Annotated in this window: 14 protein-coding genes and 1 pseudogene; 7 read left to right on the forward strand and 8 right to left on the reverse strand. The window is 68.2% G+C overall.

The features are described from left to right. Positions 1-133: 133 nt before the first annotated feature. Positions 134-904, reverse strand: coding sequence for a barstar family protein (locus CRP56_RS42110; RefSeq protein ID WP_257041752.1), 771 nt, complete (start codon positions 902-904; stop codon positions 134-136). A gap of 202 nt (positions 905-1106) precedes the next feature. Further along, entirely contained in the window at positions 1107-1961 is an 855-nt protein-coding gene (locus tag CRP56_RS42115; RefSeq protein WP_097273294.1) for a helix-turn-helix domain-containing protein, read from the reverse strand. A gap of 85 nt (positions 1962-2046) precedes the next feature. Here CRP56_RS42115 and CRP56_RS42120 point away from each other — a divergent pair, with 85 nt between their 5' ends. After that, the gene (locus CRP56_RS42120; RefSeq protein ID WP_097273296.1) at positions 2047-2832 is read left to right on the forward strand and encodes an SDR family NAD(P)-dependent oxidoreductase; all 786 of its coding nucleotides are present in this window, start codon (positions 2047-2049) and stop codon (positions 2830-2832) included. A 263-nt stretch (positions 2833-3095) separates the two neighbouring features. On the opposite strand, the gene CRP56_RS42125 is transcribed toward CRP56_RS42120, so the two are convergent. After that, positions 3096-3662, reverse strand: a complete 567-nt coding sequence (locus tag CRP56_RS42125) for a TetR/AcrR family transcriptional regulator (protein ID WP_097273297.1) — start codon at positions 3660-3662, stop codon at positions 3096-3098. 144 nt (positions 3663-3806) lie between these two features. Between CRP56_RS42125 and CRP56_RS42130 the strand changes: the two genes are divergently transcribed. From CRP56_RS42130 to CRP56_RS42145, 4 genes are all read left to right on the forward strand, one after another. After that, positions 3807-5291, forward strand: a complete 1485-nt coding sequence (locus CRP56_RS42130; protein WP_097273299.1) for an MFS transporter — start codon at positions 3807-3809, stop codon at positions 5289-5291. A 165-nt stretch (positions 5292-5456) separates the two neighbouring features. Continuing rightward, a complete protein-coding gene (locus CRP56_RS42135; RefSeq protein ID WP_097273301.1) occupies positions 5457-5915 on the forward strand; it encodes a TetR family transcriptional regulator in 459 nt (152 codons plus the stop codon). 178 nt (positions 5916-6093) lie between these two features. Further along, entirely contained in the window at positions 6094-6666 is a 573-nt protein-coding gene (locus CRP56_RS42140) for a dihydrofolate reductase family protein (protein WP_097273303.1), read from the forward strand. A gap of 200 nt (positions 6667-6866) precedes the next feature. Beyond that, the gene (locus tag CRP56_RS42145) at positions 6867-7343 is read left to right on the forward strand and encodes a hypothetical protein (RefSeq protein WP_097273306.1); all 477 of its coding nucleotides are present in this window, start codon (positions 6867-6869) and stop codon (positions 7341-7343) included. A gap of 596 nt (positions 7344-7939) precedes the next feature. Here the strand turns inward: CRP56_RS42145 and CRP56_RS42150 are convergent. Both CRP56_RS42150 and CRP56_RS42155 read right to left on the reverse strand, forming a co-directional pair. Beyond that, the gene (locus CRP56_RS42150; RefSeq protein WP_097273308.1) at positions 7940-8278 is read right to left on the reverse strand and encodes a hypothetical protein; all 339 of its coding nucleotides are present in this window, start codon (positions 8276-8278) and stop codon (positions 7940-7942) included. A gap of 9 nt (positions 8279-8287) precedes the next feature. Beyond that, positions 8288-8731 (reverse strand): VOC family protein, encoded by a 444-nt coding sequence (locus CRP56_RS42155; RefSeq protein WP_097273310.1) that lies wholly within the window; start codon positions 8729-8731, stop codon positions 8288-8290. A 608-nt stretch (positions 8732-9339) separates the two neighbouring features. Between CRP56_RS42155 and CRP56_RS42160 the strand changes: the two genes are divergently transcribed. Beyond that, positions 9340-9789 (forward strand): SUKH-3 domain-containing protein, encoded by a 450-nt coding sequence (locus CRP56_RS42160; RefSeq protein WP_179851261.1) that lies wholly within the window; start codon positions 9340-9342, stop codon positions 9787-9789. Positions 9790-9843: 54 nt separating this feature from the next. Further along, a pseudogene (locus tag CRP56_RS42165) lies at positions 9844-10577 on the forward strand (transposase). A 536-nt stretch (positions 10578-11113) separates the two neighbouring features. Here the strand turns inward: CRP56_RS42165 and CRP56_RS42170 are convergent. The 3 genes from CRP56_RS42170 to CRP56_RS42180 form a co-directional block, all read right to left on the reverse strand. Next, positions 11114-11428: a hypothetical protein gene (locus CRP56_RS42170; protein WP_143664992.1), complete on the reverse strand. Its 315-nt coding sequence runs from the start codon at positions 11426-11428 to the stop codon at positions 11114-11116. A gap of 464 nt (positions 11429-11892) precedes the next feature. Further along, on the reverse strand, positions 11893-13368 hold the full coding sequence (locus CRP56_RS42175) for a class I adenylate-forming enzyme family protein (protein ID WP_097273316.1): 1476 nt from the start codon (positions 13366-13368) through the stop codon (positions 11893-11895). 37 nt (positions 13369-13405) lie between these two features. Continuing rightward, positions 13406-14329, reverse strand: coding sequence for an alpha/beta hydrolase (locus CRP56_RS42180; protein WP_097273318.1), 924 nt, complete (start codon positions 14327-14329; stop codon positions 13406-13408). Positions 14330-14331 lie beyond the last annotated feature (2 nt).

Here is a 14331-nt window from a genome sequence, read left to right on the forward strand (position 1 = left end):
CCGAAGCGATGCTCACCATTGTCGCGATCACACTTGTGACCCAGCCGAACGCCGCCATGCCCCGCCCGCAACCTCCTCTGAAGGCCGCTTGACGAGCGAGTGCCGATCTCTGCTCAAGCCTTGTTCCCCTTGTTCACCGCATGAGGACGTTGACGTCGTGGTCGGCGAAGATCTCGAGGAGAATCTGGAGATCGGCGGCACTGTCGCTGCCCGCCGCAGGAGCGCTGATCAGGCCTGAACTCACGGTGTTCGAGTGCAGCCATTCCAGGGTGAACGGGGGCTTGGCGCCGAAGCCTCCTCTCAGGCAGTCGTCCACGGCAGCGAGATTCCATCCGAAGTACCCGCCGGGACCGTTGATGGCCTCGCCCAGTGCGCAGTAGAAGCCGTTGATATCGACGGCTCGCCGGCCGTCCAGGGGGAACACCTGCCCCGGTGGGGCGTCTTCGGGCTGTCCGCGACGCTGGTACTCACGGGACCACAGCGCAACGGACAACCACGCCTTCCGGCCTCCCGCATCGAGGCCACCCCACATGCCCTTGCGGTTCAACGTCCCTGTTCGGAGCAAGTCCCAGACTTCCGCCGATCCAGGGAGCAGTTCATCGCACCACAGGCGCACCTCGATATCGAACAGCCCGTCTCCATGCATCGACGGCCTTGCAGCCGTCGCGGTCAGACCGCTGACGAAGTAGGAACCCATCTCGATGCCCTCAGCATCGAGGAACGACAGATGGGCCCCGCCTGCCGTCGCTCGCCGACTCCCCAGATGATCGAGGCTGGTCAGGAACTTTCCCTGCGGAGAGCACGCCAGGAGTTCAACTTGCCGAAGACCGTCTTCTTGAGGATGGAACAGCCCCTCGGTGTCCCGCACGCACCCCCAGAACTCATCATCCTCGTCACTGGTCAAGGCGTACTTGCACCCTTCGCCAGGCCCACCCACTGGTTCCATGGCACCTCCTGCGCGGAAGAGCCTACCGACGGCTCCACGAAGGGGGCGGCTGGGCTACGGGGCAACTCGGCCTGCACGAATACCATCACTCCAACGCTCCACCGTCGCAGGGAGGCCGAAGGATGAAAGACGGGTTCTCAGCGACGCCTGGAGTGTCGTGCTAGTGCCGATACTCGGCGGCCGAGGTTCCGAGGACGTTCAGAAGGGCCAATGCTTCAGCGCTTGGGGATCCTTGAGGGGCGCTGTAGAGCACGAGGTATTGGTCGCGGTCGGTGAGCGCGAGTGAGTCGCAGTCGACGGTTATCTCGCCGACGGCCGGGTGGCGGAAGGTCTTCGTGAGCATCGTTGCGGCCTGCACGTCGTGCCGCTCCCAGAGCCGGGCGAAGTCGGGGCTGGCGTCGCGGAGTTCGTCGACGAGACCGGTCACCGCGGGATCCGCCGGGTAACGGGCGACGGCGGAGCGCAGTTCCTGGACCACGTGGTGACGGAACTCGGCGGTGTCGGAGATGCCGTACAGCGGCGGATCATCGCGCTGCGGGGCGAGGAATACCCGGCGCGCCAGGTTGCGGTCCTTGGGGTCGAGTGCGGCGAAGTCCTCCATGAGCGCGGCTGCGAGGTCGTTCCAGGCGAGTACCTCGAAGGCGGCGGATATGACGAAGCCGGCTGTCTGCGGCAGCCGCTCGAGCAGGGCGAGGATGCTCGGTCGGACGTCGCGTCGGTGCAGTGCGGTTCGGTTGGGGGCGGTGCCCGCCAGGACGTGGAGGTGATGGGATTCGGCGTCGGTGAGCAGGAGTGCGTCGGCGATACCGGCGAGGACCTCGCCGGAGGGTCGTGAGGCGGCTCTGCCCTGTTCGAGGCGGATGTAGTACTCCGTGGAGATGTGCGCGAGGACCGCTACCTCCTCGCGCCGAAGGCCCGGTGTCCGCCGTCGCGGGCCTGAGGGGAGACCGACGTCCTGGGGCCGCAGCCGCTCGCGGCGGCTGCGCAGGAAGGTGCCCAGCTCCTGCTTGTCCATACTCCGAGTCTGCACGCTCCGCGGAGCGGGATCCTGGTACGGCTTGTGCCTGTATCAGGGTGGGAAACCGGCACACGCTGCTGACATGACCACCAACACAGACAGCACCCCCATCGGCCTGCTGAACGGCAAGGTCGTGTTCATCACCGGCGCCAGCCGTGGTATCGGCGCTGCCGCCGCCCGGCTCTTCGCCGGCGAGGGCGCCAAGGTCGTGCTGGCCGCCCGCAGCACCGACGCCCTCGACCGGATCGTGACCGAGATCCGCGCCGACGGTGGCGTCGCCGACGCGGTCACCCTTGATCTCGCCGACGGCGCGAGCATCCGCTCCGCCGTCGACCACGTCGAGGAGCTGCACGGCCGGCTCGACGGTGCCTTCAACAACGGCGCGGTCCCCCAGCAGCAGTTCGGCCCGGTCGACGCCACCAGCGACGAGGACATCGACGAGCAGTTCGCCGTGAATTTCCGTTCGCACTGGACCGCCATGACCGCCGAGGCCGCCCTCATGCGACAGGGCGGTGGCGGGGCCATCGTCAACACCTCCAGCATCGGCAGCCGCCGCGCCAACCCCGCCCTGCCTGCCTACGGGGCCATGAAGCGCGCACTCAACAGCCTCACTGAGACCGCCGCGGTCAACTGGGCCCCCGCCAACATCCGCGTGAACGGCATCACCCCCGGCGGCACCTCCACGCAGATGATCGACACCTGGGAGGCGGCCACGCCCGGCATCGTCAAGCAGATAACCGCAACGATTCCGCTGGGCCGGATGGCCGAGCCTTGGCAGATCGCCGAGGCCGCCGCCTGGCTGCTCAGCGACCGCTCCTCGTATGTGACCGGCGCGATCCTGCCCGTCGACGGCGGTGCCGGCGCGTGATCCGTTTGCGAGGGTGCCCAAGGGCGCTTCGTCCCACCGCAGTTCGTGCCTGCGTCGACGCCTCTGGCGAGGAGAGGAACTGGCCGACGTGCCCCCTGGGGCCGCCCGCAGACTGGCTGTTCGACCGCATCGGCCGCACCGGCGACAGGTGCGGCGGGTGACGGGCCAGGGCGACCGCCAGGCCGCAGCACCGGCTCAGGGGCGAGCCGGCGGCCGGTGCGGACTTGGCTGTCGCGGAGCGGGTCGGTGGGGGAGGCGTGCGGTCACAGCAGCCGGTCGACCAGACCGTCGACATAGTCCGGGGTGAGCGGCCCCAGGCCGAACAGGACTCGGATGTACATCGGGGCCATCACATGGTCCAGCACGCCGAGCGCGTCGGGTGCGTGTTCGCCGCGCTCGCGGGCGCGATCGAGCATGGACTCCAGTTGGCGGGCGCGTTCGGCGAGGAGGTCGTCGCGTGCCTGCACGCCTTGTTCGCCGTTGCCGGACAGGGCGACGGCCAGGCGCAGCAAGGCCAGGCCGTCGGGTCCGGTGATCTCGCGGGCCACTTGGGCCGCGTACGTGCGCAGGTCGCCGGCCAGGCTTCCGGTGTCGGGCATGGGTGACCTGGCGTTGAGGCGGGTGAGCACCACGTCGGCGAGCAGGGCCTCCAGGTTGCCCCACCGGCGGTAGATGCTGCTGTCGGCCACACCCGCGCGAGCCGCGACGTCGCCGACGGTGAACTTGCCGTAGCCGCGCTCGTTGATCAGGTCGGTGACGGCCTGATGCACCGCCGCGCCGACCCGGGCGCCGCGCCCGCCGGGTCGCCGGGTCCTCTGTGGCTCTTCCATCCCCCCAGCTTAACGCAGTTGTGACTTGCGTTAGTGGGTGGAGTCTCCCTACAGTCACCTAACGCAGTCCGGAACTGCGTTAGGGCGCCCGGAAGTCGGCCGTATCAGCCGTGGCGAGGCGCGACGACGAGGGAGAGGAACCCCATGACTGCATCGCCCGCGGCTGGAGGCGGTCGACCCGACCGGGCCGTGCTGCTCACCGTGACCTGCTTGGGCCAATTCATGGTGCTGCTCGACAACACGATCGTCGGAGCGGCGCTGCCCGACATGCAGCACCGGCTGCACACAGGGCTGACCGGGCTGCAGTGGATCGTCGACGCGTACGTGCTGCTGGTCGCGATGCTGCTGCTGTCCGGCGGCGTGTTCGCCGACCGGTTCGGCCGCAAGCGGGTGTACCTGGCCGGCGCGGCGGTGTTCACCGCGGCATCGGTGCTGTGCAGCCTCGCGCCCTCGGTCGGCTGGCTCATCGCCGGCCGGATGCTGCAGGGCGTCGGGGCGTCGGCACTGAGCCCCGCCTCGCTGGCCCTGCTCGCCGCCGCATATCCCGTACCGCGCGAACGCATCAAGGCGATCGGGCTGTGGGCCGGATTCAGCGGCATCGGCCTGGCCGCGGGGCCCGTGGCCGGCGGCGTGCTGACCGATGCCTTCGGCTGGCCGGCCATCTTCCTGGTCAATCTGCCCATCGGCGTGGTCCTGCTGCTGGTCGGCCTGCGCCACCTCGGCGAATCCCGCAATCCGAACGCCCCCGCGATCGATGTCCCGGGCACGGTGCTGTCCTGTCTGGCGGTGGGGGCCCTGACCTACGGGCTGATCGAGGGCGGCGCCCGCGGCTGGACCGCACCGGTCATCCTGGGAAGCTTCGCCGCGGCGGCGATCCTCCTCGCCGCCTTCGTCGCCGTCGAAGCGCGTCGCTCGGCACCGATGCTGCCACTGCGGCTGTTCAGGGAGCGGCTGTTCACCGTGTCGAACACCGCCATGATCGTGGTGGGGTTCGCGCTCATGGGCTCGTCGTTCTTCTTCTCCCAGTTCTTCGTGTACGTCCAGGGCAGCTCCATCCTGCGTGCCGGCCTGCAAACCCTTCCCGTTTCCCTCGCCATGGTCATCGTCAGCCCGTTCGCGGGCCGGCTCGCCGCCCGGTACGGATTCCGAATAGTCGTCACCATCGGGCTGGCCCTGGCCGGAGCAGGGCTGCTGGCGCTGGGCACGGTGCACGCCGACACCGGTTACGGGAACGTGTGGTGGCGGCTGGGAGTCATCGGCGCCGGCTTCGCCCTGACCATGTCCCCCCTGACCGGCGCCGCCATCCAAGCGGTCAGTCCCCAGGAGGGCGGCCTCGCCTCCGGCATCAGCAGCACCACCCGGCAGATCGGCGCGGTGCTGGGCGTGGCGGTGCTCGGCGCCGTCGTCCGCGCCCGGCAAACCGGCGGCGCCTCCCTGGAGACCGGACTCGGCAACGCCTTCGTCGTCGCCGGCGCCGTCACCCTGGCCACCGCGGTCTTCACCAGCCTGTGGCTGGCCAGGACCAAGCCCGCGGCAGACTCGACGGTGCCGCACCCTTCCACCGATCCGGATGCGCACACCACACCGGACCAGGTGCCGGCGGAAGCGGAACGGCTACAGGGGCTGTGAGTATGTTCGACTGGCTTCGAATCATTGTGGTGTTCGGCGCTTCGCGCACACACCCCGAAGCCGCCCCTGACGCCCGACCGCCCGCTGCCACCTCGACAACGAGGCCGGCAGCCCGCCGCCGGACTGTCTCTCGGTGGCCTCGGCCGCGGCGTTGCGGACGTCGCCGTGACCACCGTGTTCGCACACTTCGCCTCGAAGGAGGCGCTGGTCTTCGACCAGGACGAACACCACGAAGAACGCCTGGTCGGCGCCGTGGCGAACCGAAGCCCCGATCAGTCGCTGCTCAACGCGCTGCGCGCCGAGGCGCTCAACGCCGCCCGATGGTTCTCCACACCGAAATCCATCTCGTTCTGGACCCTCGTCGAAAGCTCGGCCGCGCTGCGCGGCTACACCTCCCACATGCAGGCGCGGCACGAGCAGGCCCTCGTCTCCGCCATCGCCTCAGACCCCGAGGCACCCACGTCAGCCACCGCATGTCGTGTCCTCGCCCGCTTCACCCTGGATGCCTACTCCCTGGCCCGGGACGCCGAGAACCCGCTGGCCGCAGTGGAGGAAATCTTCGACCTCCTCGAGCCCGGCTTCGCGCCCGCTGCGGGCCGACAGTCAGCGAAGCCGCTGAAGTAGCCGCTCTTCCTCACGCCCGGGCTGCAATTTGCGGTACACGGCCCAGATGGCGATGGTGGCTGAAGAGGCACACAGGCTCGCGCGTGCTGTTGCCGCTGCGATGCGCGATGAGTAATGCCGCGATGCCGGGTCTACAGCACAGTCGTATCAGGCTGGTCGAAACCAACAGGGGGTCGAAGTGCCCGCATCAGTGCTCGACATGTCGATGTCAGTCGACGGATACATCGCCGATCCGAACGACTTTCTAGGCGGCGACGATGGCGAACGCCTGCACAAGTGGGCCGACCCGGAGGGCGAGTCCGGCCCCCTGTCGGGGCCTGCCGCGCAATTCCAGGACGAATGGAACGCAGCCGGTGCGGTGCTCGCGGGACGACGCACTGCCGAGCTCATGGATCACTGGGGCGGTGATCACGGTGGTCTCCCGATCTTCGTGCCCAGTCACCGCCCGCCCGGCCCCGCTGCCCGTTGGGGGTATCCGTTGGTGACCTATGTGACCGACGGGATCGAAAGCGCGATGGCACAGGCCAAGGCCGCCGCCGGGGACAAGGATGTGCAGGTGCGTGGCGCGTACACGGCGCAACGGGCGCTTGAGGCGGGGGTGTTGGATGAGGTGCAGATCCATCAGATCCCGGTGCTGCTCGGTGATGGCCGTCGCCTGTTCGACGTCTTGCCGTCGCAGATCGAGTTGCAGATCATCCGAGTGATCGACACGCCGGAGGCCACTCACATCCGCTACCGCGTCCGTCGTTGAGCCTGTCGACCAGCACCTTCCTTGGTCATGCGGCTCTACTGGTGACCGAGGCCAAGGCGATCGCATCGTCGCACGCGGCGACGGCCGAGGCTGCGACGGCGAAGCCGGGCCAGTCGGCTGGCTGACCTGGGCCTGGGCACATGCGGTTTCTGGTAGCCGTGGTCAAGGGTTCCGTGTCTGCGGTTGACTAGATTGAGCAAGTGTTCGAACGAGTAGGTAGTGAAGAGTCCGCGGCCTTGGAAGTGCTCGCCTATAAGGTCCGCAACGAGCTGGCGGCCGCGGGCCTGCCCGTGCTCGCCCCTGGCCTGGACTCGGTCCTGGCCGGTGGCGTCGAGGTGGACATCGATGACGGTGCCGACGCGGCGGGCGGCGTGTTCGTGGCCTGGCAGGCAAGCCCTCGTCTGCGGGCCTGCGCGCGTCGCGTGTTCGCGCTGAAGCAATTGGACGAACCGGTCCTGCGGCATTCCAGTGCGATCGGAGCGGCGATGATGCAGGCGATGGCCGCGGTATTGGGCTCGGCGGGCTTCAGCGTTGAGGACGCGCGCGACGAATACCGTCCGCAGCAATTGCGGGTCCTTGCCGGACCGCCGTCCCGGCAGCAGCCGCTCTGGTCGCTTCGCGACGACGAGCTGACTCTGCCCGGCTGGCAGGACCCTCCCGTCGGCGGCACCGACTGAGCGTCCCGCGGACAGGGCAGTGAATGGGGAGACGACGGCGGCCGGGGCGCCGGCGGTGTGGGGGAGAGGTACGGGCGAGTTTCCTCTGGAAGATCACCAACGGGTTGGGACCTTCGTAGCGGGCGCGGCTTCTCACGTGTGGGCTTCGGGTCTCGGCTCACCCGCCTGGCCGGTAAGTGGCATCACCGGTAGGCGCCTTGCGGCATGGACTGGCCGACGCCGCATTGCCGGCGGCGACGCATTCACTCGCGCGGAGAGGCCCGGGGGCGTCTCCCGACAGGCGCGATCGGGCACGTGGTGGGTCCCATGTGAGCGTGTGCCCGGTGTCGCCTCCGCGTACGGCGATCCGCATGGTCTGCTGCAGCCGCATGGGCGGCAGTTCCCCTCCGTCCCAGGCTTCGGCGAGCGGGACAAGGGGGCGTGTCGAGGGTGCACGCGGGCTGTGGTGACGTAGCCGTCGTCGTAGGGCGTGGGCCACCAACCGCTGCTCAGCGCGCAGTTCGCGCCCGGTTCGGAGGCAGTGGCGGTTGTCATTCCACACCTCCGCAAGAGAGGCCAAGCCGATCTGCCGGCCTGGCAGGATTGACCGGGACCGTTCATACGGGGAGGGCATCCCCCGGGAAGCCGTGACACGGGTGAACCTCGCAGCGCATCATCCCGGCTCGCACACAGGGGTCCCCGGCCATGATCTTTTCGGCTTCCTCGGCCGGCACCGTCATGATGGCGACGCCGGCCACGGTGTCGGAGGTGACCGGGCACAGGATCGCGATCACCCTTTCAGCACGCAGCGCCACCATGCGCCGTTGGTGTTCGAGTTCGATTGCGTCCGCGCCGTCCATGGCCCGCTCCGGCCCCCACTGAAGGATCGCCAGGCTGTAGGGCTTCGCGGTCGCGGCCAGAGCCCGAATTTGCTCGTCGGTCACCGCCGTGCTCATGTTTTCTCCTTATTGCTGGATGCGCTCGGCCAACGAGACGATGATTCCTTCGGGACCGCGGACGTAGGCCATCCGCCACGCGCCCTCGTATTCGCCGATGCCTCCCACCAGGCCGTAGCCGTCGAGTCCGGCATGGTCGACTGCGGCTTGGAGGTCGTGTACTTCGAAGGCGATGTTGCGCAGGCCGAGCTCGTTGGCCGGTGCGGCAGGCGAACCCGGCAGGTGGTTCGGCCGTGTGAAGCTCGAGAGTTCGAGTGTCGTACCTCCGCCGGGCACCCGCAGCATGACGATCTCGGTGCGGGCGCCGGTCATGCCGATCACCGTGTCCAGGAACTCGCCTTCGACGGCCATTTTCCGATCGGCCTCCAGACCGAGGCTGACGAAGAACGCAGTTACGGCGTCGAGGTCAGCAACGGTGATGCCGACGTGGTCGAAGCGCCTTATCAATGTCATCGGATCCTTTTTGAGGTCTCTTCAAAAGGCGCTGAGGGGTAGCACTCGTGGTCGGTGAGTCTTGGTCGCCGCTGATCCCGCGCGATGTGTGGCCCGGGTGTGCCGCTTCGACCATGTCGAGGCCGGCCTTGGGCTGCTCCGCAAGGTATTCACGGAACGGCTCACCCTGTGGTCGACCAGGGAGGGCTCGAGCGGCTGCCCCACGACGCCGGCCCGCGCCACGAATACCACCTCACGGCCAAGGGCGAGAACCACAGCTGTGCGGGTCACATCTTTTGAACTGCACGCAGACGTCTCCCTGCCTTGGCCCCACTGTGACGCCGGTTCGAGCAGACGCCGGTGAGGACCTGCCACTCGGCCGACCGAAGCAACTCGCTGTGGTCGCCCCCCATTCCGGGCCACCGTAGGCACCGCCCGTGGATACCAGCCATCCTTTCGAACACCATCGAAACGTGCTGAGGGCTGTCCCGTAAACGATCTTCGTGTCCTTCGGAACCAATAACCCTGTCCTCTGGTGGGGATGTGCGGCAGACTGGGGCAACAGGCAAAGTCGAGTGGGAGGGCGCATAGAGCACACAAGTGAGTCGATGACGGCTTGCAGTCCGTCGGTGCTGGACGCGCTTTGTGCTGCTAGGTGGACAGTAGGTCGCAATATCGCCATTACGGACTGGACGCGGCGGCTGAAGGGTGCCGGGTTCGAACTCAACGACCTGGCGATAGCGGTCTGGGCCGAGTTCGGCGAGCTGATGATCAGGAGCTCTCCGTCCCGTGTCCCCGGTTCGCGCTTGCACATGGACCCCGTTGACGCCTGCATCGACGGCGCCACGGAAGCGGCCACGCTGGAGCGGCACTACGGAGAGAACTTCAGTCCTCTGGGCATGTGGTCGAGCCAGTTCCCTGCGTACATTGCGGCCAGCGGTCGCGTCGTCGCCGTGGGGCCGCACTGCCTCTGGCCGCTGGGATCTACCTTCATGGAGGCGTTGGCCTATGTAGTGGACGGTGATGGAGGCGTCAGCCGTGCGCAAGAGGCGGACTGGCTCGACAACTGCCAGTACTAGAGGTGAGACGATCTTGCTGTGGCTGGTGTGATCACAGCGTCGGAGCCCTCGTGAATAGCCTCGTTCACCGGGCTGAGCCCACGGCAGTTCGCCAAGTTACTCACTACGCTGCGGAGCGAGGGCGCGGACCCGGTCCGTAAGGGCAGGCCCTGGAGTCTGCCGCTGGAGGACCGGGTGCTGCTGGTCACCGCGTACTGGCGCACGAACCTGACGCTGCGGCAGCTGGCGCTGCTGTTCGGCGTCTCGAAGTCCGCGGCCGACCGCATCATCGGCCACCTGGGGCCGGCGCTCGCGCTGCAGCCCCGTAAGCGGTTCACTCAGGACACTGTGCTGATCGTGGATGGCACCTTGGTACCCACGCGTGACCATACGGTTGCCGAGCAGTCCAAGAACTATCGGTACTCGACGAACCATCAGGTCGTCATCGACGCCGACACCCGTCTCGTCGTCGTGGTCGGCCGGCCACTGCCGGGCAACCGCAACGACTGCAAGGCATGGGAGCTGTCCGGGCGAAGGACGCCGTCGGCACCACCACTGTGATTGCCGACAGCGGCTACCGGGGCACCGGCCTGATCATCCCGCACCGCCGCGCACCTGGCCAGACCGAACTCCCGGCCTGGAAAGAGGAACACAACGCGTCCCACCGCAAGGTCCGCGCCCGTGTCGAGCGTGTCTTTGCTCGGATGAAGACCTGGAGGATCCTCCGCGATTGGCGTCTCAGAGGCGACGGCATCCACCATGCGATGCTCGGCATCGCCCGCCTGTACAACCTCGCCCTGAGTGGGTGACAAGAGGGCAGGCAGGTCAACGAACACGCGTAGATCATTTATGGGACAGCCCTTGGGTGTGTCAATTCAACAGCCCTGTCTCGCTTTCGGTGGTGACGGAGCGTGCGGATTTGGGCGATCCAGCGCGTGAGCGTGTCGGTGTTGTCGGCGTGCGGTGTGAGGAGCGGGGCGAAGCCCACGGTTCCGGCCGCCAGTTGGGTCGTCCACCGACTGCCGGCGAGCGCCGTGCAGTCGCCCCGACGACGCGCCGTACACCGGACAGACCGAGGTGTCCTGCGCAGTGCGTGCCCGCATCACAACCCGCTGGCCCTCGTTGACTTCGCCCTCGATGACCAGCGGGGACAGCCCTGAAAACACCGTCAGTACAAGCTCTTTGACGTCTTTTACACGGATGCCAACGCCCCCGCACGACTGTGCGTCACCGCCAATTGGGGGGGCAGGGCCGTTAGATTGACCCTCCCCAGCAGACGGCGTCGACGCTGATGCCGAGACGGCATGCGATGGCGCTGGAGACGAGGATCCTGCGGAGCCGATGCCTAACGGGGGCGCCGGTTGACGTGTTGGGACAGCTCGGTGGTCCAAGTGGTGGCGACGTACCCGCCCGCAATCGCCAAGTTCTTTTGCGCCCGCTCCAGGATCGGAAGACCGGACAACTCGACTCCGTGTGCGGCCTGCTGAATGAGATGCCGGGCAGCCACGATCGCGTGGAGAGCCGCCTCGATTCTGGCGCCACCGGGCGCCCCTCCTTCCAGACCTGAGGGCAGTCCAAGCACATGGTGATCGTGGTCCTCGACGACCCCGGAGTCGATGGACTCAGCCAGGGTCCCCTCGACCGCCTTGAGTAGCTCCACGGTGCTCTCCCACTGCTCGGGAGTCGGCCGATCCGAGCGGTGATCTTGCATTGGTGCCTCCTGCTGTGCGGGTCCAGGGATAGCAGAGCCCCCGGATAGAAGCGAGTCCCAGTGACGGTGCCGGGATTCGTACGAGCGGGGCGTGCTGCTGGGGCATGACGCAGGGGCCGTCAAGGATCGGACAGCCCCTTCGCCGCTCTGCCCACTGGCTGGGGAGGCCGGGTAACGAGGAGGAAGGGCCCGGTTGTGGTGAGTGGACGCGGGTTCGTGTCCTTCCCGCCCCGTGGTCTACCAGCGCATGCTGAGCGCGTAGCGGGGCACCTGCGACCGGCAGGTGCCCCGCTCCGGTACTCAGCTCCGAACGACGCGAAGCCCTCACGCACCGGGGTCCCGGATCTGGACTCGGTCCCTGGCACGGAGCCGAGGGCCGCCACCGGCAACAGCCCAAGTGCCCTCCGTGGAGGTCAGGACCGCGCCGAGACCTCGGCGTGGGCAGCGCGCAGCGAGACCTTGTCGATCTTGCCGACCGGGTTCTTCGGGATGGCATCCACCACGAAGAACGCGGTCGGGCGCTTGAAGCCGGTGAGGCTGCGCGCGCAGCGGGACTGCAGTGCAGACGGATCGACGGTCGAACCCGGTCGGGGCTGGACGTAGGCGACGACGACCTCTCCCCATTTCTCGTCGGGGACGCCGATCACGGCGGCCTCGAGTACCGACGGGTCACCGACGAGGACGTCCTCGATCTCCTTGGGGTAGATGTTCTCCCCACCCCGGATGATCATGTCTTTCGAGCGTCCGACCAGGGTCAGGTATCCGTCGGCGTCGAGTCGGCCCACGTCGCCGGTGTGCAGCCAGCCGTCGACGATGACCTTGGCTGTCTCCTCCGGGCGACCGAGATAGCCCCGCATGACGTTCGGGCCCCGCACGACGACCTCTCCGTCCCCGCCCGGCGGCACCTCGCTGCCGTCGGCGTCGACGATCCGGATCTCCTGTCCGGGGAAGGGCAGTCCCACGGTTCCGGCGCGGCGAGGGCCCGCGACAGGGTTGATGGTGGAGCCGCAGGTTCCCTCGGACAGCCCGTACCCCTCGACGAGCGGGAACCCGTAACGGGCCTCGAACCGGGTGAGCAGCTCGGCGGACGCAGGTGCCGCACCGCAGACTCCGAAGCGCAGGGACGACGTGTCGGGGCGGACTTGGTCCGGAAGCGCCGCGAGCATGCTGTAGATCGTCGGCACGGCGCTGAAGAACGTGGGGCGCTCGCGCTCGACCACCTCGAAGAACGTCTGGGGATTGAACCGGTCGGCGATGGTGACGCTCGCGCCCGCCAGCAACGGTACGAGGGTGCTGACCACGATGCCGTTGACGTGGAAGAGCGGCAGGATCAGCAGGCACCGGTCGGCCGGACCGACCTCCAGTGCCTGACGCCCCATGTCCGCCATGGCGTCGATGTTGGCGTGATCGAGCATCACCCCCTTGGGAACCCCGGTCGTGCCGCTGGTGTAGATGAGCAGGGCCAGCGCGGACGGGTCCGGAAGGGGGGCCTCATCCGGCTCCGCCGCCGCGTCGTCGCGCAGTTCGCCGACGGCGAGAACGTCAGTCCCGTCTGCCACTGCGGCCTCGCCGTCCTCGCTCACCAGGAGGCGTGCGCGGGAGTCCTTGAGCTGTCGGGCCACTTCGACGTCGGTCATGCTCGGGTTGACCGGCGTGATGGTGGCGCCGAGCCGCCAGGCGGCGAACAGCAGGAGCACGAACTCCACGCGGTTGGTGAGCTTGAGAGCCACGACATCGCCGGGGCCGATCCCGAGATCCTGGAGGTGACGGGTCGCCGCCTGGACGCGACGCAGCAACTGGACGTTGGTGAGGGTCTGGCGGCCGTCCGAGACCGCGGCCCCGTCGGGGTCGAGGGACGCGCGGCGGTCGGGCAGAGATGCGAAATTCATGGCGAGGGCGTACCTGTCTGGGTGTGATGCGGTCCGGTCACGGAGCTGACGAGGCGGCTGCCGGCTTCAGCTGGCGGGTGAGGAAATCGATCTGGTCGCGCACCAGTACTTCGAAGGTCTCGCCGGTGTAGAAGTCGAAGTGGCCGGCGTCGTACCTCTTGATCTCTCCCTTGGGAGCGGTGCGCGCGTAACGGAGGGTCTGGGCGGGAGGCGTGACGGAGTCGGTGTCGCTGACGCAGAAGAGGATCGGCATGGCGATCTTCTTGGCCGCGCGCCCGGGCCGGTAGGTGAGGATGGTCGGGATGACCCGCGCCGCCACCTCGTTGCGGAACGTCGTTCCCGGAGGCTGGAGCGCCTGGTATCCGGGCAGGGCGTCCGGGGCGTTCATGAGGGCCGACGAGCCGGGGGTGGCGGCGATCGGCACCATCACGGGCGGCTTTCCGCGGCCTCTGGCCGCCAGGTCGCGGGCGACCACGGGGAGGACCTTGAGTGAGGCGGCAGGGCCCAGCGCGAGCGCGGAGGCGAGACCGTCGGTGAAGGGGCATTGCGACACGGCCGCGCGCAGTTCGGGGTGGCGGGAGGCGACGGTGATGGCATGGCCGCCGCCGAACGAGCTGCCCCATACGGCGATACGGGTCCGGTCGACGTCCGTGCGGGCCTTGACGTAGGCGAGGGCGGCGTCCCAGTCGGCGAGCTGACGCTTGATCGACAGGAGCTGGCGAGGGTGGCCGCCGCTGTCGCCGAAGTGGCGGTAGGTGAAGGCCACCGCGGCGATGCCGGCCTGCGCGAAGCGCTCGGCGAAGGCGTCCAGGCGCATCTCGCGGACGGCGCCGAGGCCGTGCCCGAGGATGACGACGGGCGGAGAGGTGACGCCCGTGGGGAGGTAGAGCCAGCCGGCGCAGTTGCTGTCGCCGGAAGGGAACGTGATGTCGTGACGGGTGAAGGACTGCTGAGTGGTCATCG

The organism is Streptomyces sp. TLI_55, assembly GCF_900206255.1.
GTDB classification, from domain to species: domain Bacteria; phylum Actinomycetota; class Actinomycetes; order Streptomycetales; family Streptomycetaceae; genus Streptomyces; species Streptomyces aquilus.

Excerpts from the sequence above, each read along its gene's own strand:
- CRP56_RS42115 (WP_097273294.1), bottom strand. The coding sequence starts at position 1,961 with ATGGACAAGCAGGAGCTGGGCACCTTCCTGCGCAGCCGCCGCGAGCGG.
- CRP56_RS42120 (WP_097273296.1), top strand. The coding sequence starts at position 2,047 with ATGACCACCAACACAGACAGCACCCCCATCGGCCTGCTGAACGGCAAG.
- CRP56_RS42125 (WP_097273297.1), bottom strand. The coding sequence starts at position 3,662 with ATGGAAGAGCCACAGAGGACCCGGCGACCCGGCGGGCGCGGCGCCCGG.
- CRP56_RS42130 (WP_097273299.1), top strand. The coding sequence starts at position 3,807 with ATGACTGCATCGCCCGCGGCTGGAGGCGGTCGACCCGACCGGGCCGTG.
- CRP56_RS42150 (WP_097273308.1), bottom strand. The coding sequence starts at position 8,278 with ATGAGCACGGCGGTGACCGACGAGCAAATTCGGGCTCTGGCCGCGACC.
- CRP56_RS42155 (WP_097273310.1), bottom strand. The coding sequence starts at position 8,731 with ATGACATTGATAAGGCGCTTCGACCACGTCGGCATCACCGTTGCTGAC.
- CRP56_RS42175 (WP_097273316.1), bottom strand. The coding sequence starts at position 13,368 with ATGAATTTCGCATCTCTGCCCGACCGCCGCGCGTCCCTCGACCCCGAC.
- CRP56_RS42180 (WP_097273318.1), bottom strand. The coding sequence starts at position 14,329 with ATGACCACTCAGCAGTCCTTCACCCGTCACGACATCACGTTCCCTTCC.